We start from the raw sequence: 25,815 nt of genomic DNA, 5'->3' as shown, positions 1-25,815 counted from the left end.
CCACGATCATCGACGGGCAGCGGCGTCCACCCAATCAAATGGAATATCCGGCGCTATGCGCGACGGGCCTGCTTAGCCCTCTGCACTTGAGTCGCGCTGCCTTTCTCAAATGTTGATCTAAACGCATTGTATGCATCGTCGACCTGAAGAGACTCGCCAGGAGACGTTGTCTTCTGAAATATTGAGTAGTACCGGGCGAATGCCTCTCTATCGCAATCAATATTCCACTGCCAATCCAAACTCTCAGAAGAGCTTCGCTTCATAACGCCAGAGTACACATGATTATTAATTGACTTGACAAAATTAAGAAGATTAAAGGCAATAACCTCAAGCTTGGCACCCGGAATCTTTATCTTTCTTTCCAGCAGTGACTTATGCACACCAAACCCAAGCTTCATCGCGTTGCGTGTGCCAAGCCTCCCAAATCGATGAACGATACAGTGCCTCAACTGGCATATGCGGTCGTACTCCTTGATTAGATCCGAAACTCCGTCCACGCCCACACCAATAACCTTATTCAGCAGATCCCTGATCGAATCATTAGTAATAAAAGTCATATCTTCCATAAGAACTTCTGGAAGCAAGCCCGGTGCTGCGTGCTTCGCTGCACCAAATGCGATCTTCACATCCTGAACCGCCTCAGCTGTAAATTCATCAACGTGAATTAGCTGTCTAGTCAGGCAGCGAAAGTAGCTTTCTACTGCAGACATGTAGCCCAAGAAGACTAGATTATTTAGCTGCAGGGTAACCTCATCCTCGGCGGAAGAAGAGCTCGGACTCTCTGGTGAAATGGCGCGAGCCATCCCCTCGTCATCTGATGCCTCCTGATTGCTCAGACCAATCTCAACCCCATTGGAATCTTCAATTGAGTCATCAATTGCAAATAGCGACTCCAATGAGTCGCCATCATTTTCGACGGAAGCTTCAACTTCATCTATTCCAGCTGCCCCAACCTTTGAATGCCGAGCGAGCACAACATTCAGTTCCTCAATTGTGGCCACAAATTGATCAATGGCAGATCGAGCATCAATCTCGAGATCCGGGTCAATCAACTCATGACTAAGGAATGATGTCATTGGCTGGGTGATCGTCGCCTCCAAATACAAGGCGGACACATGCGACTTCTTGACTGCACCCTTGTGAGAGCTCATGAGAAATACTCATCCACGTACTTCTGTGCCTTCTCCGCGATGTTCGCGGCACGTCTTTGCCCGATCAATCCGTAGGTCCGCAACTCGGTAGCAGGATCTTGGGCGGCAATAATGTCGCCAATCGTAGAGAATTGCTCGCGAAGCGCCTCTTTCTGCCGCTCAGTTATAGGCAAGACATCAATTGAAAGGGCCATACATGCTTCGTAAGCCGACTGATTTATTAGTTCAGCGCCACAGTTGTGGCAGAATTTCTGAACCTCCGAAAGCCTTGATGTATCACATCGCGTGCAACGAGAAAGATCGAGATGAAGATGCACATCAGGAAGTAGCTTGGATAATGAAAACCTAAGGGGCTGACGCTTGTGATCAGCCCTCAGAACAGCAACCTGCCGCTTAGCCGAAAACCCACTTGAGTGCTCAAACGCCCTTCGGAATATCAGCGGAGCAAGATGAGGAATGAATCGCAAATAAGCGCGATCATCACCGTGCTTAACTGATGACATGGGATAAAGGAGGCCAACTTCAACCAGGAACCTGAGCATTCTGGCCTCAAGCGTACGAATGTCTTTCGCCGCTATACCAACAATGACCTGGCGTAAATCTTTTTGCTGACGGTTGGCTTCCGCAACCTGGTTAGCCAGCGAGTTAAACAGCGTCGCACCCGCGCCGATTACGGTGCCAAACTGAGGAACCTTCTGCGCCAGCGACTCATATTCCGCAATCATCAACTCGACCTGCTGCTCGATAACAGCATTCACACCCTGCTGAACAGTGCCCCAAGAGCCTTCTACGTAAGCTCGGAGCAATGACATGAGTACTCTCGGCACCCCGAACGACGCATACTTGAATAGATCTACGACACCTTCCGGAAGTTCTGCTAAGCGCACCGACCATGCATCGATGAGCTTACTCATTGTCTCGTCGTACGCAGGATCCTCAATGCTAAGCCATGCATTGATTGGCTGGACATCGTGTCGAAGATGCAGTCTAGGCCCGTATTGCGACGTACCTGGATAGACAGATGCTTTGGGTGAAACAGTCGGAGACTTCAGATCCTGGAAAATATTAAAGAACTCAACCAAGTACTCTGGAGTCATCGACAGCGCAGCATCGTCAAGCAGCACAATTAAACGCGTTCTATTGGACAGCCGAAGCAGCTCATCAAACCATTGATGGAGAGCCCCAAGCGTAAATCCTTCTGGAGGAATTACCTCCTTGCCACCCCTGCTTTCGATGAAAGAAACGAATCGCTCAGCATCTTCACTATTGAGATCAAAGCAATCAAGGTAGGAACGCTCAACGCTGTCAACAGGATGATCAATATCACGCAAAAGTGCAAAGCCAGCCAAAGATATTTTTGCAATAACCCAAGACTGGAATACAGTAACAGCCGAACGAGATGTCTTCAGTAGCGGCTCAAGGCGCACATAGCGGGAGAAGCTAGAGAATATTGCCGCAGGCTTGGTGGAATCCCTGACACACTCCTGATAAACAAAGCGCATCTGGTGAGTCTTTCCAGTCCCACGCGGCCCGACCAGCAATTTTGCGCCCTGTGAAAGGAGGCGGCGGCGAATGTCAAGATAGAATTGATTATCAACGGTCTTGCGGACCAACGTAGCCTCATCAAGCTCGTCCGCACGCTCAACAAACGCAACGTCCGTTGCAGCCAAATTCCCGGTCACTTAATAAACTCCGCCACTGGAAACATCTGAAGATCATCCTTGGTTATGTACTGCGCACATGCACCGCGGGCACGCGCCTGCAGCCACTGCTGACCAGCCTCGCTCGTGAAGGCACCGAACAGCTGAGACGGCTCATATGCATTTGAGCGAATTGCAAATACACAATCACTCAGAGGCGCTTCATCACCGTCCAAAACAGCGATTTTCGCGAAGAAATTTCGGCCAACCCTAGCGAGAAGCAAATCTCCTTGTCGCGCTCGAACGGTAGAGTCAGGAAGCTCGCCAACCCGATCTCCCGACCAAGTCACGCTCCCACCTTGTATATCCGTGGTGTGGATCAGCCTTGCACCCAAGCGTCGCGCACTACCAACCTCCACTGTCCCACGAAGAACTTCCAAATCGCCTAGCTTTGCTTGTTTGACGCTTGAATGATGCTCGGCCGCGTAATGCGAATAATCCATCCGAGAGGCAGCCTCCGTTGCTCCGATCGCAATAGGGGCTCCCTCAGACCCATCAACATCGAGGCGACGAAGGGTGACTGGCGCGTTCGTTCGACTTCCTTTCTGAATACAAAGGAGGTATGTGCGTACTTCGGTATTACTAAAGACACCAGCGGGCAGTTCAACGACTTGGTGAACTTGATGTTGCTCCAACAGTGCCTCGCGAATCGCCTGACTCCTACTCCCAGCAATTAATCCGGCCGGGACTATCACGCCTAGCTCGCCATGCTGCTTTAGCAGCCACAGATTCTGCGCAATGAAGAAAGCGTCAGCTCCAAAGGTTGCTGCGCCTGCGGTCGGAAGACCTGCGCGAGAAAGGATCTGCTGATATCGCTTGTCCCACTTGCGTAGAGCAAAGGGTGGATTGCACAAAGCTAGATCCGCACTCCCTTCAGCCATACCGATGCGGGCTGGCAAGTCATGCCGCAATGCGTCGTCGACAAAGTGAGAACGAGAAGTCGCAATTCCCGTGGGCGCATTCCTCGGGTCTATATCAACAGACACGAAATGTGCGCTTGGCCAACGCCCCCGGGCTGCTGCGATCAAGGCCCCCTCTCCGGCCCCCAACTCCAAGGCTGTTGCGACATCGTTCTGCCGCAGTGAGGCGACCAACAGCCTACCAATCGCTGCCTTGGTGTAGTACTGACTGTGGAATTTGCGAGCGAGGGATGAATTGTCAGCTTGGCGCATAGCTATCGCCCATTTGTTTCAGGAAATGGTAGCTGAACATTGCCTGCAAGACATCATCTCCCACGACGGCAATGCCCCCCAAGGGTGCCAAGGCGACAGGCATGCCTTTAGTTCATCCTGTTGACTCGTCCTGCCATAGGTTGACACCGATGGGTGGATGGTCCGGCCGCCGTCAGGCGGCCAAAGACGCCCGATGCATCGCATCGGGCGTCTGCATTTTAAGGGACAGGGGGGGCGCTCAGCGTTGTAGATGTCTACGGCCTCAGCCACCATCTGGCGGGCTTGCCCCAGGTCCCGTGGGCGATGAAGCAGGAACTCGCACTTGAGGATCCCGTTGACTCGCTCTGCCAGAGCGTTCTGATAGCAGTCGTAGCCGTCGGTCATCGAGCAGGTCAGGCCGTGCCGCGCATGGATCTTCTGGTAGTAATCCGAGCAGTACTGGATTCCACGATCAGAGTGATGGATCAGCTTCTGCGGTGTCTTTCTCCCTTTCAGCGCCATCTCCAGCGCCTGAGCTACCTGCTCTGTCTGTAGCGTTTCATGCACGCTCCAGCCCACGATCTTGCGCGACCAGGCATCGGTGACCAGGCTCAGATACACGAACTTCCCCTGCGTCGGCAGATAGGTGATGTCCGCCACCCACACCTGCTCGCTACCGGTTGGTATTACGCATCCTTGGCCAGGTTTGAGCAGATTCGGATGCCTGCGAAAGCGATGATGGCTGTCGGTAGTCTTGTGATAAGCCCGACGTTTCGGTACCAGCAGGCGCGCTTCCCGAAGTACGTCAAACAACCGGTCACGTCCCATGGTGATTCCCGCCGCCTGCAGCTTCGGTTCGATCAAATGGTGCAACTTGCGCGTCCCGATCCGTGGCTGCCGCACGCGGCAATCGCTCACCAGCGCCAGTGCTTTGGTCTCGCTGGCGCGTCGTCGTTGATGCCGGCACCCCGCTTGATAGAACGCCTGTCGACTGATGCCGAAATGGCGGCAAGCCCTTGCCACGCTTACGCCTTTGAGGCGCCCTTGCGTGAGGACTTGCCTGAAGGCTTTTTTACGATGCGCACCCCGTAATCCTCTTTGAGGACATCCACGATGGCTTCGAAAAGCTGTGCTTTCTCGTTGGCCTCCCGCAACTGGACCTGCAGGGCCTTGATCTGTTGTTCCGGCGTCAGCGGCGTGGCCGGTCCACTTTTGAGAGAAGTCGTCATGGGGGCAGATGATGCACCACCTGACCAATCCTGCCGACCATGGCGGCGAAGCCACTTCAGAACCGTGCTGCTGCCTTGGATACCGTATCGCTCCTGAGCCTTCTTATAGGTCAGTTCTCCACGCTCGACCTGATCGACCACGGACAACTTGAAGGCCAGCGAGTAATCCCGCTGACTGCGCCTGATTGTTGATTTCATTGAACATTCCTTTTCCAGAGGGAAAAGGTGTCAACCCAATTCAGGACGGGTCATGTGGATAAAAAAGGGCGCCTCTCGGCGCCCTCGCTCTTCAACTCATTCCCACTCAATAGTCGCCGGCGGCTTCCCCGAGATGTCATAGACAACCCGCGAAACCCCCCGCAACTCATTGATGATCCGGTTGCTCACCGTACCCAGGAACTCATACGGCAGATGCGCCCAATGAGCCGTCATGAAGTCAATCGTCTCCACGGCCCGCAGCGCAATCACCCACTCATAAGCCCGCGCATCACCCACCACGCCCACCGACTTCACCGGCAGGAACACGGCAAACGCCTGGCTGGTCTTGTCGTACAGGTCGGCCTTGCGCAGCTCATCAATGAAGATGGCATCGGCCTTGGCCAGCAGCTCGGCGTATTCGCGCTTCACTTCGCCCAGGATACGCACGCCCAGGCCCGGGCCCGGGAACGGATGGCGGTAGACCATGGTGCGCGGCAGGCCCAGCTCAACGCCCAGGCGGCGCACTTCGTCCTTGAACAGCTCGCGCAGCGGCTCCACCAGGCCCAGCTTCATGTGTTCCGGCAGGCCGCCCACGTTGTGGTGGCTCTTGATCACATGCGCCTTGCCGGTCTTGCTGCCGGCCGACTCGATCACGTCCGGGTAGATGGTGCCCTGCGCCAGCCACTTGGCGTTCTTCAGCTTGTTCGACTCTTCATCGAAGATCTCGACGAACAGGTTGCCGATGATCTTGCGCTTGGCCTCCGGGTCGCTCACGCCTTCCAGCGCGGCAAAGTAACGGTCGGCGGCATTCACGCGCACCACCTTTACGCCCATGTGCTCGGCGAACATCGCCATCACCTGGTCGCCTTCCTGCCAGCGCAGCAGGCCGGTATCCACGAACACACAGGTCAGCTTCTCGCCGATGGCCTTGTGCAGCAGCGCAGCCACCACGGACGAATCGACGCCGCCGGACAGGCCCAGGATCACCTCGTCATCGCCCACCTGTTCGCGCACGCGGGCGATCTGGTCGTCGATGATGTTGGCGGCGGTCCACAGGGTCTGGCAGCCGCACACATCCACCACGAAGCGGCGCAGCAGCGCCTGGCCCTGCAGGGTGTGGGTCACTTCCGGGTGGAACTGCACGCCGTACCAGCGCTTTTCTTCGTTGGCCATGGCGGCCACCGGAATGCGGTCGGTGGTGGCGGTGATGGTGAAGCCCGGCGGTGCGACGGAGACGTGGTCGCCGTGGCTCATCCAGACATTCAACTTCGGCGCGCCGCCGTGGTCGCTCAGGCCCTTGAACAGTGCATCCGGGTTGATCACGTTCACTTCGGCGTGGCCGAATTCGCGCTGGTCAGCGGCTTCGGTGGCACCGCCCAGCTGAGCGGCCAGGGTCTGCATGCCGTAGCAGATACCGAAGATCGGCAGGCCGCTGTCGAACACTTCCTGCGGTGCGGCCGGCGCACCCGGCAGCGTGGTCGATTCCGGGCCACCGGACAGGATGATGCCCTTGGCGCCGAACGCGGCGATCTCGGCCGGGTTGTGGTCCCACGCCCAGATTTCGCAGTAGACGCCCAGCTCGCGGATGCGGCGGGCGATCAGCTGCGTGTACTGCGCGCCGAAATCGAGGATGAGGATCTTGTCGTTATGGATGTTGGTCATGGTGCCGTTCCAGTGGTGTTTTTCGCAGCGCCCGGCGCTTCAAGGCTCTGCGTCAGCGTGGCGATGAACGCCTCGCGTTGTTGAATATGTGAGGTGTCTTCCTCGTCCCAGCGCAGCATCAGCAGGCCGTGCGGTGCGCTGGGGTTGGAGCGGTCGGCGCGCGGCAGCTCGGCGATTTCCTGCACTTCGGTGCCGGGCACGATGCGCCGTTGCAGCGCCGCCATCGAGACGCCCGACTCCGCAGCGCCCCAGGACGCCCAGCGCACGCTCATGCGTGCGGGCTCCAACGGACCGAGCACCGGCGTCAGCACCGGATCATCCGGCCCGTGCAGCAGCTCGGTAATGCATTGCAGCGTGACCTGCAGCGGACGCTCGCCAGTACCTTTCAGCAGCCAGCGCTGTTCGCCAGCGGCCTGCACCTGCCAGCCCTTCGGCAGCGAGAACGCGTTCTGGCACGCCTGTACATCCTGCAATTGCGAAACCGCCGCGCCCGGAGACCCGGAGCGCGGCGGCGGTTCGGACAACGAACAGCCTGCCATCAGCAGGCTGCCCGTAATCGCAAGAGCAGTTCGCAAGCGCATCAGGCGCGGTAGTTCGGCGGCTCTTTGGTGATCGTCACGTCGTGGACGTGGCTCTCACGCTGGCCGGCGCCGCTGATCTTCACGAACTTGGGCTTGCTGCGCATGTCTTCGATGGTGGCGCAGCCCACGTAGCCCATGGTGGCGCGCAGGCCGCCCATCAGCTGGTGGATGATGCCGCCCACCGGGCCGCGGTACGGCACGCGGCCTTCGATGCCTTCCGGCACCAGCTTGTCGGCGGTGGCGGCGTCCTGGAAGTAGCGGTCCTTCGACCCCTTCTCCATGGCAGCCAGCGAACCCATGCCGCGATAGCTCTTGTACGAACGGCCCTGGTACAGCTCGGTCTCGCCCGGCGATTCCTCGGTACCGGCCAGCAGGCCACCGACCATGATGGTCGAGGCACCGGCGGCCAGCGCCTTGCCGATGTCGCCCGAGTAGCGGATGCCACCGTCGGCGATCAGCGGGATACGGTCCTGCAGCGCTTCGGCCACCAGGTCGATCGCGGTGACCTGCGGCACGCCGACGCCGGCGACCACGCGGGTGGTGCAGATCGAGCCCGGGCCGATGCCGACCTTCACGGCGTCCGCGCCGCTGTCCAGCAGCGCCAGTGCGGCTTCGCCGGTGCAGATGTTGCCACCGATGACCTGCACGCCCGGGAAGTTCTTCTTGACCCAGCTGACGCGGTCCAGCACGCCCTGCGAATGGCCGTGCGCGGTATCGACCACGATCACGTCCACGCCGGCGGCGACCAGCGCTTCCACGCGGCGATCGGTGTCGCCACCCACGCCGACGGCAGCGCCGACCAGCAGGCGGGTCGACAGATCCTTGGCAGCGTTCGGGAAGTCGGTGTTCTTCTGGATGTCCTTGACGGTGATCAGGCCACGCAGTTCGAACGAATCATTGACCACCAGCACCTTTTCGATGCGGTTGCGGTGCAGCAGCTGCAGCACTTCGTCGGAGGCGGCGCCTTCCTTGACCGTGATCAGGCGATCCTTCTTGGTCATGATGTGGCGGACCGGATCGTCCAGCTCGGTCTCGAAGCGCATGTCGCGGTGGGTCACGATGCCGGCCAGCAGGCCGTCGCTGCCCACCACCGGCACGCCGGAGATGTTGTGCGCCTGGGTCAGGGCCAACACGTCGCGGATGGTGGTTTCCGGGCCGACGGTGATCGGGTCGCGGATGACACCGGCCTCGAACTTCTTGACCTTGGCCACTTCCGCGGCCTGCTGTTCCAGGCTGAGATTCTTGTGGATGATGCCCATGCCGCCGAGCTGTGCCATGGCGATGGCCAGGCGGGCTTCGGTGACGGTATCCATCGCGGCGGACAGGATCGGAAGCTTCAGCTTCAGGTCTCGGGTCAACCGCGTTTCGAGGTTGACGTCCTTGGGCAGGATGGTCGAGTGGGCGGGGACGAGCGAGACGTCGTCGTAAGTGAGTGCTTCAGCCTGGATGCGCAGCATCGGCATACCCGAGATGTGGGGAAGCGCGACATTTTACCCCTTTTTGGCACCCTGTGGCAGGGGGTAGATGCGACGCAGTGTCGCGCGGGCGGTGGTTGGTTCAGGGGGGGGCCTGGGTGGGTACCAACCTTGGTTGGTACCCACGGAACCGCCATGGACATGGAACCGCCTCGGAACGCCTTTGGTAGGTGCCAACCTTGGTTGGCACAAACAGGGAGAGGCCTTCACCCCATCTGGGGTCCAGCGCCGGACGGATCGTGCCAACCAAGGTTGGCACCCACCGAACCGCCACGGACATGGAACCGCCACGGAACCGCCTTTGGTAGGTGCCAACCTTGGTTGGCACAAGCAGGGAGAGGCCGTCATCCCATCTGGGGTCCAGGCGCCGGACGGATCGTGCCAACCAAGGTTGGCACCTACCAACAGCCGGTCGTCGGCCTGCCTGTGGTGGGTGCGGACCGTTGGTCCGCACTCTCTCTCAGACACCAGTGCCCCAGCAGGAGCCCCACCCCTCTGGCATTGTGCCGACCAACGGTCGGCACCCACCGACGGCAGATCTCCCCAACAGCAGGTCAGCTCAGCGCTTCCGCGGCTTCCAGGGTGTTCTGCATCAACGTGGCCACGGTCATCGGGCCCACGCCACCCGGCACCGGGGTGATCCAGCTGGCCCGCTGGGCCGCCGCTTCAAACCCGACATCACCCACCAGGCGGCCGTCATCCAACCGGTTGATACCCACATCGATCACCACCGCGCCCGGCTTCACCCACTCGCCCGGCACGATGCCCGGGCGACCGACGGCCACCACCAGGATGTCGGCGTTGCGCACGGCCTGTTCCAGCACGTCCTTGGGGGTGAATTTGTGGCAGCTGGTCACGGTGCAGCCGGCAATCAGCAGTTCCAGGCCCATCGGGCGGCCGACGTGGTTGCTCACGCCCACGATGGTGGCGTTACGGCCGCGCACCGGCTGGTCGGTGTGGCCCAGCAGCGTGGTGATGCCGCGCGGAGTGCAAGGGCGCAGGCCGAACTCGCGCAGGGCCAGGTGGCCGACGTTTTCCGGATGGAAGCCGTCCACGTCCTTGCGCGGGTCGATGCGCTGGATCAGCCGGCGCGCGTCGGGAATGCCCGGCAGCGGCAGCTGGATCAGGATGCCGTTGATCTTCGGGTCGGCGTTGAGCTGGTCGATCAGGTCGAGCAGCTCGGCTTCGGTGGTACCGGCCGGCAGGTCGTAGTCATGTGCTTCGATGCCGACCTTCTCGGCGGCACGGCGCTTGTTGCGCACGTACACGGTCGAGGCCGGGTCGCCACCGACCAGCACCACGGCCAGGCCCGGACGGCTGCCACCGGCGGCCACGCGGGCGTCGACGCGCACCTTCAGGCTGTCGAGCAGGTCCTCGGCGATACGGCGGCCATCAAGGATGCGGGCAGGAAGCTGGGGGGCGGAATCGGTCATCGGGAGCAGGCGTGGGGCGGCGGGGACGCTATTGTCCCCGATTCAGGCCCCCTCGCCCACCGCCGGCTTTGGCAATGCCGGCCGCTGACCGACAACGGCACATTGCCACCGACCGGCAACACGGGCCGCTGGCCGACAACGGCAAATGGCCGACCACCTGGTAGTGCCGGCCGCTGGCCGGCAACCTCAGCGCACTATCCGTCGGTAGTGCCGGCCGCTGGCCGGCAAATACGGAAACGTCCCGACGTCATGAGGTTGCCGGCCAGCGGCCGGCACTACCGGGCTATTCTTCCTCTTCCGGCACATCCTGCGGGTTCAGCGTCTTGCTCTCACGCTTCGGCGCAGTGAACGGCGTCGGCGTCGGTACACCCTGCGGGCTGTTGCCGTAGATCATCCGGGCGCCGGCATTCAAACCACCACCGGCAATTTCCAGCTCAAAGCGCTCGGCATCGCGACGGCGGATCTGCTCGGCGATCTCCACCGCGTCATCCTCATCCGCCCCCAGCTCCACCAGCGCGGCCTGGCCGAACAGCACTGCCGATTCAAACGTCTCGCGGATCTGGAAATCGACACCGGCATGGATCAGCCGCAGCGAATGCTCGCGGTCGAACGAACGCACCATCAGCTTGGCCTGCGGGAACTCGTGCGCCACCAGCTCCACGATGCGGTCAGCCGCTTCGGCCTTGTCCACGCACACGGCAATCGCGCGCGCAGTGGCGGCGCCGGAAGCATGCAGCACATCCAGACGCGTGCCGTCGCCGTAGTAGATCTTGAAACCGAACCGCGCCGCGCTCTGGATCATCTCCACATCGTTGTCGATGATGGTCACGTCCACGTCGCGCGCCAGCAGCGACTGGCTGGCAACCTGGCCGAAGCGGCCGAAGCCGATCAGCAGCACGCTGCCGGACAGGCCATCGGCCTCGTCCACGCCGTCCATGTTCACCGTCGGCTTCGGTGCGATGCGCTTGTAGACCAGCACCACCAGCGGGGTCAGCGCCATCGACAGCACCACCACGGCGGTGAAGTTGGCATTGATCTCCAGATCGATCACGCCGGCCGATGCGGCGGCGGAGAACAGCACAAAGGCGAACTCGCCACCCTGCGCCATCAGCACGCCGCGATCCAGCGCCTGCGCGTGATCGCTGCCCATCACGCGCGCCACCACGTAGATGCACAGCGCCTTGGCCGCCATCAACGCCAGCACCAGGCCGAGGATCAGCTGCCAGTGCGCGGCCACCACACTCAGGTCCAGCGCCATGCCCACGCTGAGGAAGAACAGGCCGAGCAGAATGCCGCGGAACGGCTCGATGTCCGCTTCGATCTGGTGGCGGAAGGTCGACTCGCTCAGCAGCACGCCGGCCAGGAACGCGCCCATTGCCATCGACAGGCCGGACAGCTGCATCAGTAGCGCCGCACCCAGCACCACCAGCAGCGCGGCGGCGGTCATCACCTCGCGCGCCTTCGATTCGGCCAGCACGCGGAACAGCGGATTGAGCAGGAAGCGGCCGACCAGCACCAGGCCGAGGATGGCGCCGACGCCGATCGCTACCGACAGCCAGCGCGAACCTTCGCCATCGGCGCTGCCAGCGCTCGGGCCCATCCAGGCCACCAGCGCCAGCAACGGCACGATCAGCAGGTCTTCGAACAGCAGGATGGAGACGATCTTCTGCCCCGACGGCAGCGCGATGTCACCACGCTCGGCCAGCAGCTGCATGACCACCGCAGTGGAGGTCAGCACGAAACCGGTGGCGCCGATGAAGGCCACCTGCCACGGCAGGCCGAACAGCTTGGCGATGCTGGTCAGCACCACCGCACAGGTGACGATCTGCAGCGTGCCCAGCCCGAAGATTTCCTTGCGCAGGCTCCACAGGTGCGAGGGCCGCATCTCCAGGCCGATCACGAACAGGAACATCACCACGCCGAGCTCGGCGGTATGCAGGATGGCCTGCGGGTCGGAGAACCAGCCCAGCCCGAACGGTCCGATCGCCAGGCCAGCGGCGAAGTAGCCCAGCACCGAGCCCAGGCCGGCCCGGCGGAACAAAGGCACCATCACCACCGCCGCGCCCAGCAGGGCCACGACCTTGACCAGCTCGCTGGTCGCTGCTTCTACCGCCATGCGGTGTTTTCCCCAAGATCCAGAATCGGGTTCAACAATAGAGCAATGCCGATGACGGCAATAGCACGCATGTTGCGCCGGATTGTCTTGGAGGTGGAACGATGTGAGGAGCGACCCCCAGCATCATCCCGAAACCCGATACATCCATCCACGCATGGCGTGGATCTACCGAAGCATTAGTAGATCCACGCCATGCGTGGATGAATCCCCGGCCGGGTTCACCCGCCCCGGCAAAACGCGGCGTAGTCGATATACCCCGGGAACGGCACGCCCGGCGCGCACACCGGGCAATGCGGGTCCGGCCGGATGCCGGTCTCGCGGAAGCGCATGCCCAGCGCATCAAAGCGCAGCAGGCGGCCGACCAGCGGCTCACCGATGCCCAGCAGCAGCTTCAGCACCTCGGTGGCCTGCAGCACGCCGGCCAATCCCGGCAGCACACCCAGCACGCCGGCCTCGGAACAGTTCGGCGCGAACTCCGGCGGCGGCGGCTCGGGGAACAGACAGCGGTAGCACGGCGCCACGCCGCGCTGGCGGCCGGCATCGAACACGCTTACCTGGCCGTCAAAGCGCTCGATGGCGGCATACACCAGCGGCGCGGCGTGCTTGATGCAGGCGTCGTTGAGCAGGTAGCGCAGCGGGAAGTTGTCCGAACCATCCAGCACCACGTCCACGCCCTCCAGCAGCGCATCCACATTTTCGGAGGTGACCCGCTCCGGCACCGCCTCGACCTCGATCGACGGGTTCAGCGCCAGCAATCGCTCGCGCGCGGAATCGACCTTGAGCTGGCCGACGCTGGCTTCGGTATGCACGATCTGCCGGTGCAGGTTGCTGCGCTCCACGCGGTCATGGTCGGCGAAGCGCAGGTGCCCCACCCCCGCTGCGGCCAGATAGAAACCGGCCGGCGCGCCCAGGCCACCCGCGCCCAGCACCAGCACGCGCGACTGCTGCAGCGTACGCTGGCCAGCCTCGCCCACCTGCGGCAGCAGCAGGTGGCGCGAATAGCGGTCGTAGAAGTCGCGGTCGGCGGCGCTGGCCAGCGGCTGCACCAGCGGCAGCGACTGCTCGCGCCAGGCCACGGTGCCGCCGCTCACGGAAGCCACATTGGTATATCCAGCCTCCAGCAGGAACTGCGCGGCATCGGCCGAGCGCTTGCCGCTCTGGCAGATCAGCAGGATCTCCTGGTCGTGCTTTGGCAGATGCGCGGCCGGGTCGGCCTGCAGCGCGCCCTTGGCCACGCCACGCGCGCCCTCGGCCATGCCCCCGGCCCGTTCATGCGTCTCGCGCACATCGATCAGCACGGCGCCGTGGGCCAGGCGTTCACGCGCCTGCGCGGGGGAAAGCTCTTGGATGCTCATGGCCGCATTATCGCGCAGACACCCTCGACGCGCCTTGCCCCGAACATGGCACCATGCGGGCGTTGCTCCCTGCATCCCGGAACCGCTGCATGCGCTCTGCCACCGAATTCTGGCGTGACCCGCGCATGCCCTTCGTCGAAAGCCGACGGGCGTGCGACAGCCGCGCCTGCCATCGCCCGCACAGCCATGACACCTTCTCGATCGGCGCCGTGGACGCCGGCAGCAGCCTGTTCACCGGTGCTGTGGAAGGACCGCGTCTGCTGCAGCCTGGCAGCCTGGTCGGCGTACCTGCAGGCCGCGTGCACGCCTGCAACCCCCTGCCCGGCCAGGTCTGGAGCTACCAGATGCTGCATCTGGACGCGCGCTGGATGGCCGAGGTCCGCGCCGAGTATGACGACCTGCCCGAACCCGACTGGCAGCAGGAACCGATCCGGATTTCCAACCATCGCCCGCGCTACCAGCAGTACTGCCAGCTCAACCAGACGCTGTTCTCCGACGATCCGGTCAGCGTCAAGGAAGCTGCCCTGATCGCGTTCGTCGGCGATCTGGATGAACACGATGGTGTAGCCGTCGCCGGCCCACCTGAAGATGCCGCACTACAGCAGCGGATGCAGCCGGTGATGGACCTTCTGCGCCAGCGGCTCGAACACACCCCGGCCCTGCAGGAACTGGCATCGCTGGCAGGCATGAGCCGCTACCAGCTGATCCGCGCCTTCCGACGTGCCACGGGCCTGACCCCACACGCCTGGCAGATCGACCAGCGCATCCAGGAGGCTCGCCGACGGTTGTGCGAAGGCCAGGCACTGGCCGTGGTCGCGCATGCACTGGGCTTTGCCGACCAGAGTCATTTCCAGCGGGTCTTCAAGGCCCACGCCGGTGCGACCCCGGGCCAGTACCGGCGCTGAGCCTGCAATAACGTTCAATACCACCGCACGGCACATCCCCAGACTGGCGCCCCAGCCAGCCGCCGCCGGACCCGATGGAACAGTTCCTGATCATCGCCACCGTTCATTTTCTCGCCCTGCTATCACCCGGTCCCGATTTCTTCCTCGTTGCACGCACCGCGATCACCTCTGGCTGGCGCACCGCCAGTGGCGCCTGCGCAGGCATCGCCGTTGGCAACGGCGTCTTCATCGTGGCGGCTTTCACTGGAATGGCCATGCTGCGCGCGGGCAGCGCAGGGTTCATTGCGGTGCAGTTGGCGGGCTGCGGATTCCTGCTGTACCTCGGCACGCTGTTCCTGCGCCATGCGGGCTCGACGACGCTGCAGGCACCTGCCGCGGAATCGCGCGCAGGCGATACGCACGGGTGGTGGAAGGCGGCAGGGCTGGGCGCCCTGTCTGCGCTGCTGAACCCGAAGAATGCGCTGTTCTATGCAACGTTGGCGGCAATGCTCAACGGCCCGCAGGCCAACGCCGCAACGAAATTCTTCTATGGCGCGTGGATGTTCGGCATCGTCCTGCTTTGGGATCTGCTGGTCGCCGCGCTGGTCGGCCACCCGTGGGTACTGCGTCGGTTCGCACGCGCCCTGCCCTGGCTGGAGCGGGCCGCAGGGCTTCTGATGATCGCACTGGCGCTATGGATCGTCGTGTCGCTGTGGGCCGGCTGATGCCGGCGATTCGCGCCTGTCGCAATAGCGTTCAATACGGCGCGTCCGCACCAACCCACACTCGGCACTTTCTGTAGGTCGGTGGCAGGTTTACGTGCAGCAGTTCTTCATCGTCGCGGTGCTGTACGGCTTCGCCATGCTCCTGCCTGCTTCCAATCACGCGAAGATCCTGCGCACCGCAATGGGCGCGGGCGGGCACGCCGCCATGGCCGCGTCGTTCGGTATCGCCACCGGTACGGGCGTCATCTGCGCCACGGCTTTCGTTGCAGCGGGCATGCTGGGAAACCGCGGCCTGTGGACGCTGGCGATGCAGTGCGCGGGCTGCCTCCTGCTGCTGCGCCTGGCGGGCATGTGCCTGCGCGACGCCGGCTTGACCCCGTTCTCTCCGCTTTCCCTGCAGATGCCCTTGGGCCTGCGCGCCCGCTCCCGTTGGCCGCACGCCGAAGCAGGATGCCTGCTGGCGCTCGCCAGCAGCAGCAACTGGATGCTGCAGTTCGCGATTGCAGCCCTGGTTACCGGCCTCGTCGCCGACACGGGCACCCAGGCCGCCTACGTGGCCTGCCTGAGTGGCGTCGCGCTGTCGCTCGGCCTGCTGATGGCGTGGCTCGGCAGCCACCCGCGCAGGGCACAGGGGTGTTGCCGATTGCTTCCATGGCTGGAGCATGCCGCGGGCCTGCTGATCGGGGCGGTGTCGGTGGCGTACCTGGCAGGTGCACTGGGTACGACCCTGGTCTGGGCAAGCATCACGGGGCAGGTGCAGCTGCCGGAATCGATCCCCGCCACAAGCCAGGTGCAACCGGCTTCAACATCGCGGCGCGGCCGAGGCATGCCATGCGCGTTGCCTCATTGCCGCGCTCGTCGCAGCAGTCCGCCATGATCGAGACATCGAGAACCAAACCCATGCCTGGCTGGCGCGCCCAGCGCGCCCGCAACAGCAGCGTTCGGGTTTCATACTATTAGGCCGATGTTCGCACGGACAATCGTCACAACGCTTCGGAACCGACCACGAGATGAGCATGCACAGTAGTTACCCTGATGATCCGTCCGGCTCGATCGTCGAAAGGATCGACATAGCACCGCTTGGAGCAGGGCCTTTGGAGGGAACAACCTTCACGGTGAAGGACAATATCGATCTGGCGGGTCATAAGACCTCCTATGGCAGCCCGGCCTGGCGGGCCAGGCATCCTGCGCCGAAGCTCAATGCGCTTTGCGTCGATCAGGTATTGGCTGCGGGCGCGCGCTGCGTGGGCAAGGTCGTCGCGGACGAATTCACGTATAGCCTCGATGGCGAAAGCCAATTCTTCGGCACGCCGGTGAATGCCAGGGCTCCAGATCGCATTCCCGGCGGCTCTTCAAGTGGATCGGCAGCGTCGGTCGCCAATGGCGTAGCCGATTTCTCCATCGGCACCGATTCGGGCGGCTCGATCCGTGTTCCTGCGAGCCTGTGCGGCATCTGGGGCATGCGCCCATCCCTGCACCGGATTTCCGAAGCCGGCGTGCTGCCCTTCATGCCGAGCGTCAGCACGGTGGGCGTCGTTGCTGCATCATTGAACCTGCTTGATGCAGCGACACGGGTTTTGCTGCGCAGCAGCTCAAGCCAGCCGGCGCCGCTGCGACGTATCCTGGTCCTCGCCGATGCGCTGGACATTGCTGACGAAGCAGTGAGAAACCAGGCGGAGGCCGCCTTGCAGGCGATCGCCACCCGCACAGGCATCGAGCCGGAGACAGTCCGCTTCTCGCAGATCGTCGGCGCGGACGTTCCGTTAGTCGATTGCAATGTGAAGGCGCTTCGGAATCTGCAGACGGCCGAATTCCAGAGCACGATTGGCAGCTGGATCGAAACACACAAGCCCGAGCTTGGCTTTGCCTTCTCCATGGCGTATGGAAATGTGCAATCGTTCGACCGGCTTACCGCACTCGACAGCATCACCCGCTGCGAATGGTTCTTCGAGAGGATCAATGCTTTCCTCATGCCCGGAACCGTCATCTGCTTCCCCACGACGCCTGTCATTGCCCCCCTCAAGGGATCGCTGACGACGCTGGAGGCCGTGCTGGACTTCTACGATAGGACAATGGCGATCACCGCCTTTTCCGGTGTCGCGCGGCTGCCCGAGATTTCCATGCCGTTGCTGACTGTCGACAATTGCCCGGTTGGACTCTCTGTTGCCGCCGGTCACTATCAGGATGAATTCGTGCTGGCCTCAGCCAGGCAGATGACAGAAGGAACTGCATAAGTCGAATCCAGTCCTGGCCATAAAGAAGCGTCCATACCCAAATCCCGTCGCTGAAAGGTCCTCTCGTCGAGTTCCACATTGAGGTAGGTCCCCCAGCGACCGCCTAGCGCACATCAATCATCGCGGCGCCGTAGGCCAGGCGCTCACACGCCTACGCGGGGGAAAGCTCTTCGATGCTCGTGGCCATATTGTCGGGCACGGGGCGCCGGACCGCCTCGACCGGTATCTGCGAACACGGGGGATTGCCGGCCAGCGGCCGGCACTACCACAAACGAAAAAGGCGGCCCTGCGGCCGCCTTTCTCTGCATCACTTGCCCTTGACGTGCTTCATCAAGCGCCGCTTGGCCTTGACCTGCCGCTCGGTGAGGACGTTCTTCTTGCCCTCGTACGGGTTGGTGCCCTCGCGGAAGATGAAGCTCACCGGCGTGCCGATCAGCTTGAAGCGCTTGCGGAAGAAGTTCTCCAGGTAGCGCTTGTACGATTCCTGCAGCTCCTTCAGGCGCGTGCCGTGCACGATGAAGGTCGGCGGGTTGGCCCCGGCCGGGTGCACGTAACGCAGCTTGGAGACATGGCCGCGGATGGTCGGTGGCGGGTTGGTCTCGTACGCCACTTCCAGCGCCTTGTTCACTTCGCTGGTGGTGAAGGTCTTGTTCGCCGATTCGTGCGCGCGGTGCACCGCACGGAACAGCTCACGCAGGCCCGAGCCATGCTTGGCCGAGATGCGCACGGACTCGGCCCACGGCACGAAGCCCAGCTTCAGCGACAGCATGGTTTCGGCCTGCTCGCGCTGGTACTCGGTCAGGCCATCCCACTTGTTGATGGCGATCACCAGCGCGCGGCCGGCGTCGAGCACGGCACCGAGCACGGTGGCGTCCTGGTCGGTCACGCCTTCGGTGGCGTCGAGCATCAGCACGGCCACCTGGCACTGCTCGATCGACTGCATGGTCTTGACCACCGAGAACTTCTCGACGACCTCGTCCACGCGCGAACGACGGCGCAGGCCGGCGGTGTCGATCAGGCGGTACTCGCGGCCATCACGCTCCAGGTCCACGGCGATCGAGTCGCGGGTGGTGCCCGGCACGTCGGAGGCGATCATGCGCTCCTCGCCGAGGATGCGGTTGACCAGCGTCGACTTGCCCACGTTCGGGCGGCCGACGAAGGCGATGCGGATGCGGTTCGGATCGTTGTCCAGCTCTTCGCCGCTGCCTTCTTCCGGCAGGCGCTGGACCACTTCGTCCAGCAGGTCGTCAAGGCCCTGGCGATGCGCGGCCGACACGGTCAGCATCTCGCCGAAGCCGTAGCGGGCGAACTCCGAACGCACGGTGTCCTCGTCGGTGCCGTCGATCTTGTTGATCAGCAGCAGCGTCGGGCGCGACAGCTTGCGCAGCCAGGCCAGGATCTCGTCGTCCATCGCCGAGGTGCCCTCACGGGCATCGACCACGAACAGGATCAGGTCGGCTTCCGCCGCAGCGGCGCGGGCCTGGCGGGTGGTAGCCCCTGCCAGACCCTCTTCCTCTTCCGCGATACCGCCGGTGTCGACGACGAGGAAATGATTGTCCTCGTCCAGACGGCAGACACCGTAGTTGCGGTCGCGGGTGACGCCGGGCTGGTCATGGACCAGCGCGTCACGGGTGCGCGTAAGCGCATTGAAAATAGTCGACTTGCCGACATTCGGCCGTCCAACCAGGGCGACCAAAGGCAGCATCGCGATTACTCCAATTTTTAATTTGCCAACCGGAAGGCGGTCAGCTTGCCATCAACGTTCTGCACCAGCAGCACCCCGTCTACGACGATTGGCTGGGCCAGCAGGGCGTCACCGCCGCTCTTTGCCCGTGCCGCCATCGCACCATCGGAGGTCTGCAGCCAGTGCACGTATCCCTTGTAGTCGCCGACCACGACGTAGTCGCCGTGCAGTGCCGGGCCGGTCAGCGAGCGACGGGCCAGTGCGGTCTGCGACCACATCGCCGCACCGCTGGCCTTGTCCAGGCCGAACACGCCGCCCTTGTTGTCGGTGACGAACACATTGCCAGACGAGACCGCCACGCCACCGGCACCGCCATGGTCGCGCGCCCACAGCGGGCGACCGGTCGGGCCTTCGATGGCCATCGTCTGGTTCTTGAAGCTGCTCACGAACAGGGTGTTGCCATCCAGCACCGGCGCGCCGTCGACATCGGCCATGCGCTCCAGCTCGGTACGGCCTTCACCGTTGCCCACATTCTGTTCCCACAGGGTGCGGCCATCCTGCTGGGCCAGGGCGGCAACCGCGCCCTCGTCCTTGCCGATGAACAGCACGCCCGGGCCGGTCACCACCGGCGCGTTGCCACGCACGGTCAGCGCCGGCAGCTCGCTCGGGTTGAACCACTTCTGGGTGCCGTTGCCGGCATCGAACGCGGTGATGCGGCCGTCATTGCTGCGCACGTAGACCGCGCCCTGGGCGATGGCCGGCGCGGCGATGACTTCACCCGGAACACGGGCGCGCCACTTCTCGCTGCCGTCGTTGATGTCCAGGGCGATGACCTGGCCATCGAGCGTGCCGATCACGACCAGGTTCTCACCGACCCCCGGGCCGCCGGACAGGCGCAGCTTGGCCTTCTTCTTTTCCTTCTTCGGCTCCCAGGTCCAGACCTTCTTGCCGGTCTGCAGGTCGATGGCGTGCACGCCACCGGTGAGTGCCGCAGCGAATACGTGGCCGTTGGCAACGGCCGGGCCCTGGCGCACGCCGATGCGGCGCTCGCCCTTGCCGAGGTTGACCGACCAGGCCTTGTTGACCTTCAGGGTCGGCTCGAACTTGACCAGCTCAGCCGGTTCCTGTGCCTTCTTCGCGGCCGCGTCCTTGCCGGCGAACCAGCCCTTCACGGTGCTGCAGCCGGTCAGGGCCATGCCCATCAGGAGCACGGTGGCGACGCGGGTGATCATGACCTTCTGACTCATCAAACCGACTCCGCAGGGGCGGCAACGGTGCCGCCGGCGTCCATAACCTTGGTTTCCAGCAGGCGCCGCTGCGGCGCTGCCACGTCCAGCGACTTCAGCGCTTTCTCGTACTGGCCTCGGGCGTCATCACGCTTGCCCTGCGCCATCAGCGCGTCGCCATGGATTTCCAGGCTGCTGCTGTCGGTGGCGCTGCCCAGCAGCTTGATCGCCTCGTCACTCTTGCCGGTGGCCACCAGCAGGCGGGCCACACGCTGGTCGACCACGCGCTGCAGGTCACCTTCGACCTTCACGGCGCGCAGGGTGGCCAGGGCTTCTTCGTTCTTGCCGGCGTCGACCTGGGCCTTGGCCAGCTGCAGCGCCGCGAGGTCGCCGTAGATGCTGGACGGGCCGGCTTCGAGCGCCTTGACCGCCTTGGAGGCGTCGTCGAGCTTGTTCTGCTGCAGGCCAACGAGCGCCTTCTGGTACTCGACATTGGCCGAGGCCAGCTTGCCGCCCTGATCCTTCTGGTACCACTGCCAGCCGGCAATGGCACCGATGGCGATGACTACGCCACCGAGGATGCTGGCGCCATTCTTCCGCAGCCAGCTGCGGACGCGTTCACTTTGTTCGTGCTCGTCGAGCAGATCGTCGATCGCCATGCGTACTCTCGCCCCGCCCATCGGGAGGGACCATTGGGATTAATCGAAGGTGGTGAAACCGCGCCTCAGTGCGAAACCGGGACTACGGAGCCTTCAGAGGATACCTGAAAGCGTGCCACGTTGGCTCGCTGGTAGGGGGTCAGATCGACGATAGCGCCGTTCTGCTGAACCTGGACCGCCGAGGCGTTGCCCAGGGTCACCCGGGTCACCTGGCCCGGCGTGAAGCTGCGGCTCTCGCCGGATTTGATCAGCGCCTTCTCGACGGTAGCGCCGTCCGGGCCGCCGATATCGACCCAGCTGTCGCCGCTGAACTGCATGTCCAGCGTGTTGGCGGCAGCCGCTGGTGCCGGGGCTGAACGCGGCACCGGGGCCAGCGAGGCTACGTACGGGGTGGCGGCCGGCTTGCTGGCCGGGGCGCTCGCCACGTCAGCCACGGCAGCCGGCTCGACGCCGGCGGCAGACGGGGTCACCGGCACAGCGGCCGGGATCGCGTCCAGCGAAGCGGTGTTCGGCGACGGCGTCGCACTGCCGTCAAAATGACCACGGGTGGCGAACCACACCGGCACCGCCAGCACCGCGGTGATACCGACATACAGCACGCGACGGCCGAGATTCTCGGCAATGCGGCGCGCACGCGGGGTGTGGGTATGGCTGACCAGGGTGGGTGGAACCACCGGGCCGACCTGGGCCTGCTCCAGCAGCTGGCTCACATCCACGTCCAGCAGGCGCGCGTAGCTGCGCAGCTGGCCGCGCACGAACACCGGCGCCCCCAGCTTCTGCCATTGTTCCTCTTCCAGCGACCTGACCACCTGGACCGGCATGCGCAGGCGCGAGCCGACATCTTCGAGGGTCAGTCCGGCCGCCTCGCGGGCCTGGCGCAGGCGGCTGCCGCAGCCGGCCGCAGTCTCGAGAGCGCTCACAGTCTGGTCATCAATCACAATGCATCAACCCTGGAGTTAGGAGCCCGCTTCCTGCGGAAATTCCTGTCGAATGCGCTGAAGATAGCGGTCAGATGCCGCCCGATCTCCCAGCCGCGCTTCGATTTGAGACGCAAGTTGTAACACGGAACGCGTTGCGGGTGCAGCCGCAATCCTACGTTCGGCGAAGGCCCGGGCCTCCATGAAGCGCCCCTGGCGGAAGCTGAGCTGGGCCATCGCCTCCAGCGCGACCGGGTTTCCCGGCAGCGTTGCCAGCGCCGCACGCAGGTCGCGCTCGGCACGTTCGAACTGGCCGGCATCCAGCGCACAGCCCCCGGCATTGGCCTGGGACTCGGCCGGCGTGGCGTAGCCCGGCGCCTGCAGCGCACGATCGAACCAGACCAGCGACTCGGCCGGCCGGCCCTGCTGGCACAGCCACGCGCCGTAATTGTTGAGGATGTCCCCGCGCTGCGGCGCCTGCTCGGCAGCCCTGCGGAAGCTCTCGCCAGCCTGCTGGGTCCGGCCACGGCGCTCGTCGATGCCGGCCAGCAGCACCAGCGCATCGGGCGACTCGGGGGCCAGCTTCAGCGCCTCGCGCGCCTTGCGCTCGGCCGCATCGAGGTTGCCCACCTGCATGTCGCGGGCGGCCAGGGCCAGCAGGTCCTGCAGGCGCACCTGGCGCCGCACGCTGTCCGGATCACGGACCGAGTAGACCGGCGCCTCGCTGGGGCCCAGCTTGGCCTTGGGATGGGATTTGCAGCCGCCGACCGCAACGGCCAGCATGCCTGCGAACAGAACCAGCCAGAGGCGGTCAGGCCGCGGCATCGCTCCCCTTCCCCGCCTGCAGCGTCTTGTTGAACTCCGCCTGGCGGCGGGTGCGGTCCATCACCTGGCCCTTGAGCTGGCCACAGGCGGCGTCGATGTCGTCGCCACGGGTGCGGCGGACCATGGTCAGCACGTTGCTGTCGAGCAGGATCTTCTGGAAGGCACGGATGTGCGCTTCTTCCGAACGCTCGTAGCGGGTGCCCGGGAACGGGTTGAACGGAATCAGGTTGACCTTGCCCGAATCCTTGGCCTGCACCGCGTTGTCGAACTGGCGCATCAGGCGGGCCAGCTCGCGGGCATGCTCGGGCTTGTCGTTGATGCCCTTCATCAGGGTGTATTCGAAGGTGACCGATTCGCGGCGCTTGTTGGCGCGCAGGTAGCGTGCGCACGAGGCCATCAGCTCGGCGATCGGATACTTCTTGTTGAGCGGCACCAGCGTCTCGCGCAGCGCGTCGTTCGGCGCATGCAGCGACACCGCCAGAGACACGTCGCTTTCGGCAGACAGGCGGTCGATCTGCGGCACCAGGCCGGAGGTCGACAGGGTCACGCGCTTGTTGGCCAGGCCGTAGCCCAGGTCGTCGCGCATCACGCTCATGGCGCGCACGACGTTGTCGAAATTCATCAGCGGCTCGCCCATGCCCATCATCACCACGTTGGTGAGGCGGCGCATCTGGTGCGGCACGTTGCCCAGGTGGCGTGCGGCAACCCACACCTGGCCGATGATCTCGGCGGTGGTCAGATTGCGGTTGAAGCCCTGGGTGGCAGTGGAGCAGAACGTGCAGTTCAGGCCGCAACCGACCTGCGAGGACACGCACAGCGTGCCGCGGGTCTTGTCCGGGATGTACACGGTCTCGATGGCGTTCTTGCCATCCACGCCCATCGCCAGCAGCCACTTGTGGGTGCCGTCGGCGGAGGGCTTGTCGAACACGATGTTGGGAACCAGCACCTCGGCATGGGCCTGCAGCTTGGCGCGCAGGACCTTGCCGAGGTCGGTCATTTCATCGAAATCGGTGACGTAGCGATGGTGGATCCACTTCATCACCTGATGGGCACGGAACTTCTTCTCGCCGAGAACCTCGACGAAAAACTTCTCCAGGCCCGCGCGATCGAGGTCGAGCAGGTTCTGCTTGCCAGCCGTGGGTGCCGACTTCGGCAGCGGCTGGATGGCGGGGGACTGTACGACCTCGTTCACGGCATTACTCTCAGCGCGAAACGACTTCGGTGGCGGCGAAGAAGTAGGCGATTTCAATCGCGGCATTCTCGACCGAGTCCGAGCCGTGGGCGGCGTTGGCATCGATGGATTCGGCGAAGTCGGCGCGGATGGTGCCCGCAGCGGCTTCCTTCGGGTTGGTGGCGCCCAGCAGGTCGCGGTGGGCCAGGACGGCGTTCTCGCCTTCCAGGGCCTGGATCATCACCGGGCCGGAGATCATGAACTCGACCAGCGCGTTGAAGAACGGACGCTCGCGGTGCACGGCGTAGAAGCCTTCGGCTTCACGGCGCGACAGCTGCTTGTACTTGGCGGCCACGACCTTCAGGCCGGCCTTCTCGAAGCGGGCGTAGATTTCGCCGATGACGTTCTTGGCAACGGCGTCCGGCTTGATGATCGAAAGGGTGCGCTCCAGCGCCATGGGATGTCTCCAATGGAATCGGGCCGCTGATGGCCCGAAGGGTAACATGAAAAAAACCCGCGTCGGGACGCGGGCTTAGCCTGATAAACGTAGGCGAATTGTAAAAGATAAAGCGGCAGGGTGGTAGTGCCGGCCGCTGGCCGGCAGGCTGGCGCCTCACGGGCTGCCTGCGGTTGCCGGCCAGCGGCCGGCACTACCCTTTGCGCCCATTCACCCACCTGAGTGAAATCTGACCGGTCCGGGCATTTTTGCTGCACTGCAAAATGCCATACGCTACCGTCTGGTCCTAGTATCAAACAATCGTTTGATTAAGGTCCGCCCGCCGATGGCCAAACCCGCCCACTTCTCGACCAAGGACCGGATCCTCGGCGCGGCCGAGGAGCTGTTCGCACAGCACGGCTTCGCCGGCACTTCGCTGCGCCAGGTGACCAGCCAGGCCGACGTCAACATCGCTGCGGTCAACTACCACTTCGGCTCCAAGGAAAACCTGGTCAACGAGGTGTTCCGCCGCCGCATGGACGAGATGACCGGCGCGCGCCTGGCGCAGCTCGAGCGCGCCCGCAGCGAACACCCCGGGCAGCTGCGCCCGGTGCTGGCCGCCTTCGTCGAGCCGGCACTGGCGCTGGCCCAGGACCGCCAGAACGGCGGCGCCTTCGTGCGCGTGATCGCCCGCGCCTACGCCGAGAAGAACGACAACCTGCGCAAGTTCCTGTCCGACCACTACGGTCACGTGCTGCGTGCGTTCGGCAAGGCGATTGCCGAATGCGCCCCCGACCTGAGCAAGGAAGAGCTGTACTGGCGCCTGGATTTCCTGGCCGGCTCGCTCACCTATGCCATGGCCGACTTCGGGCTGATCAAGCGTCCCGCCGGTGTCACCGAAGCGGCGCATCGTGCCCATGCCGCCCACGAACTGATCCATTTCGCCGAAGCCGGGTTCCGCGCCGCCGCACGCGCCAGCGCCCTGCCCGCTTCCCCTTGATTC

At 63.5% G+C, this 25,815-nt stretch carries 21 protein-coding genes and 1 pseudogene; 5 read left to right on the top strand and 17 right to left on the bottom strand.

Annotated elements, in window-relative coordinates; translation table 11 throughout:
* Positions 1-53 precede the first annotated feature (53 nt).
* From ACZK4Z_RS09045 to moeB, 10 genes and pseudogenes are all read right to left on the bottom strand, one after another.
* Positions 54-1,115 carry a hypothetical protein gene (locus ACZK4Z_RS09045; protein WP_478451385.1) on the bottom strand — a complete coding sequence of 354 codons (1,062 nt, stop codon included), beginning with the start codon at positions 1,113-1,115 and terminating at the stop codon, positions 54-56.
* 32 nt (positions 1,116-1,147) lie between these two features.
* Positions 1,148-2,833 carry a hypothetical protein gene (locus ACZK4Z_RS09040; RefSeq protein ID WP_478451384.1) on the bottom strand — a complete coding sequence of 562 codons (1,686 nt, stop codon included), beginning with the start codon at positions 2,831-2,833 and terminating at the stop codon, positions 1,148-1,150.
* On the bottom strand, positions 2,830-4,023 hold the full coding sequence (locus ACZK4Z_RS09035; protein ID WP_478451382.1) for an N-6 DNA methylase: 1,194 nt from the start codon (positions 4,021-4,023) through the stop codon (positions 2,830-2,832). Before ACZK4Z_RS09035 ends, ACZK4Z_RS09040 begins: the two co-directional genes overlap by 4 nt.
* A 172-nt stretch (positions 4,024-4,195) precedes the next feature.
* Positions 4,196-5,429 (bottom strand): annotated as a pseudogene (locus ACZK4Z_RS09030) (IS3 family transposase).
* Between the two features lie 96 nt (positions 5,430-5,525).
* Positions 5,526-7,091 (bottom strand): glutamine-hydrolyzing GMP synthase, encoded by a 1,566-nt coding sequence (guaA, locus tag ACZK4Z_RS09025; RefSeq protein WP_478451380.1) that lies wholly within the window; start codon positions 7,089-7,091, stop codon positions 5,526-5,528.
* Entirely contained in the window at positions 7,088-7,564 is a 477-nt protein-coding gene (locus ACZK4Z_RS09020) for a hypothetical protein (protein ID WP_478451379.1), read from the bottom strand. The genes guaA and ACZK4Z_RS09020 overlap by 4 nt, the downstream gene beginning before the upstream one ends.
* Before the next feature lie 107 nt (positions 7,565-7,671).
* A complete protein-coding gene (guaB, locus tag ACZK4Z_RS09015) occupies positions 7,672-9,129 on the bottom strand; it encodes an IMP dehydrogenase (protein WP_164161824.1) in 1,458 nt (485 codons plus the stop codon).
* Positions 9,130-9,701: 572 nt separating this feature from the next.
* A complete protein-coding gene (gene folD, locus ACZK4Z_RS09010; RefSeq protein WP_014036908.1) occupies positions 9,702-10,580 on the bottom strand; it encodes a bifunctional methylenetetrahydrofolate dehydrogenase/methenyltetrahydrofolate cyclohydrolase FolD in 879 nt (292 codons plus the stop codon).
* 283 nt (positions 10,581-10,863) lie between these two features.
* Positions 10,864-12,696, bottom strand: a complete 1,833-nt coding sequence (locus ACZK4Z_RS09005) for a monovalent cation:proton antiporter-2 (CPA2) family protein (RefSeq protein ID WP_478451377.1) — start codon at positions 12,694-12,696, stop codon at positions 10,864-10,866.
* Positions 12,697-12,914: 218 nt separating this feature from the next.
* The gene (gene moeB / locus ACZK4Z_RS09000) at positions 12,915-14,051 is read right to left on the bottom strand and encodes a molybdopterin-synthase adenylyltransferase MoeB (RefSeq protein WP_478451375.1); all 1,137 of its coding nucleotides are present in this window, start codon (positions 14,049-14,051) and stop codon (positions 12,915-12,917) included.
* Positions 14,052-14,140: 89 nt separating this feature from the next.
* Between moeB and ACZK4Z_RS08995 the strand changes: the two genes are divergently transcribed.
* The 4 genes from ACZK4Z_RS08995 to ACZK4Z_RS08980 all read left to right on the top strand — a co-directional run bounded on the left by ACZK4Z_RS08995 (position 14,141) and on the right by ACZK4Z_RS08980 (position 17,894).
* A complete protein-coding gene (locus ACZK4Z_RS08995) occupies positions 14,141-14,956 on the top strand; it encodes a helix-turn-helix domain-containing protein (protein ID WP_478451373.1) in 816 nt (271 codons plus the stop codon).
* A 74-nt stretch (positions 14,957-15,030) separates the two neighbouring features.
* Positions 15,031-15,660: a LysE family translocator gene (locus tag ACZK4Z_RS08990; protein ID WP_329892095.1), complete on the top strand. Its 630-nt coding sequence runs from the start codon at positions 15,031-15,033 to the stop codon at positions 15,658-15,660.
* Positions 15,661-15,754: 94 nt separating this feature from the next.
* The gene (locus ACZK4Z_RS08985; RefSeq protein WP_478451372.1) at positions 15,755-16,537 is read left to right on the top strand and encodes a lysine transporter LysE; all 783 of its coding nucleotides are present in this window, start codon (positions 15,755-15,757) and stop codon (positions 16,535-16,537) included.
* Between the two features lie 139 nt (positions 16,538-16,676).
* A complete protein-coding gene (locus ACZK4Z_RS08980; protein WP_478451371.1) occupies positions 16,677-17,894 on the top strand; it encodes an amidase family protein in 1,218 nt (405 codons plus the stop codon).
* A gap of 307 nt (positions 17,895-18,201) precedes the next feature.
* On the opposite strand, the gene der is transcribed toward ACZK4Z_RS08980, so the two are convergent.
* The 7 genes from der to ndk all read right to left on the bottom strand — a co-directional run bounded on the left by der (position 18,202) and on the right by ndk (position 24,833).
* The gene (gene der / locus ACZK4Z_RS08975; RefSeq protein WP_049453247.1) at positions 18,202-19,599 is read right to left on the bottom strand and encodes a ribosome biogenesis GTPase Der; all 1,398 of its coding nucleotides are present in this window, start codon (positions 19,597-19,599) and stop codon (positions 18,202-18,204) included.
* Positions 19,600-19,616: 17 nt separating this feature from the next.
* Entirely contained in the window at positions 19,617-20,825 is a 1,209-nt protein-coding gene (bamB, locus tag ACZK4Z_RS08970; RefSeq protein ID WP_121503076.1) for an outer membrane protein assembly factor BamB, read from the bottom strand.
* A complete protein-coding gene (locus ACZK4Z_RS08965; RefSeq protein ID WP_478451370.1) occupies positions 20,825-21,463 on the bottom strand; it encodes a YfgM family protein in 639 nt (212 codons plus the stop codon). Before ACZK4Z_RS08965 ends, bamB begins: the two co-directional genes overlap by 1 nt.
* A 65-nt stretch (positions 21,464-21,528) precedes the next feature.
* Positions 21,529-22,401, bottom strand: a complete 873-nt coding sequence (locus ACZK4Z_RS08960) for a RodZ domain-containing protein (RefSeq protein ID WP_189719610.1) — start codon at positions 22,399-22,401, stop codon at positions 21,529-21,531.
* An 18-nt stretch (positions 22,402-22,419) separates the two neighbouring features.
* A complete protein-coding gene (gene pilW / locus ACZK4Z_RS08955; protein ID WP_032130491.1) occupies positions 22,420-23,205 on the bottom strand; it encodes a type IV pilus biogenesis/stability protein PilW in 786 nt (261 codons plus the stop codon).
* Positions 23,192-24,397, bottom strand: coding sequence for a dual-specificity RNA methyltransferase RlmN (rlmN, locus tag ACZK4Z_RS08950; RefSeq protein WP_005409296.1), 1,206 nt, complete (start codon positions 24,395-24,397; stop codon positions 23,192-23,194). The genes pilW and rlmN overlap by 14 nt, the downstream gene beginning before the upstream one ends.
* 10 nt (positions 24,398-24,407) lie before the next feature.
* A complete protein-coding gene (gene ndk, locus ACZK4Z_RS08945; protein ID WP_008265389.1) occupies positions 24,408-24,833 on the bottom strand; it encodes a nucleoside-diphosphate kinase in 426 nt (141 codons plus the stop codon).
* 325 nt (positions 24,834-25,158) lie between these two features.
* Between ndk and ACZK4Z_RS08940 the strand changes: the two genes are divergently transcribed.
* The gene (locus tag ACZK4Z_RS08940) at positions 25,159-25,812 is read left to right on the top strand and encodes a TetR/AcrR family transcriptional regulator (RefSeq protein ID WP_006431024.1); all 654 of its coding nucleotides are present in this window, start codon (positions 25,159-25,161) and stop codon (positions 25,810-25,812) included.
* The last annotated feature ends 3 nt before the right edge of the window (positions 25,813-25,815 follow it).

The sequence above is a fragment of the Stenotrophomonas sp. 71799_Sma genome, from assembly GCF_056482505.1.
Note: the sequence above shows the minus strand (reverse complement) of the source record. Positions and strands in the feature narration are given on the sequence as shown.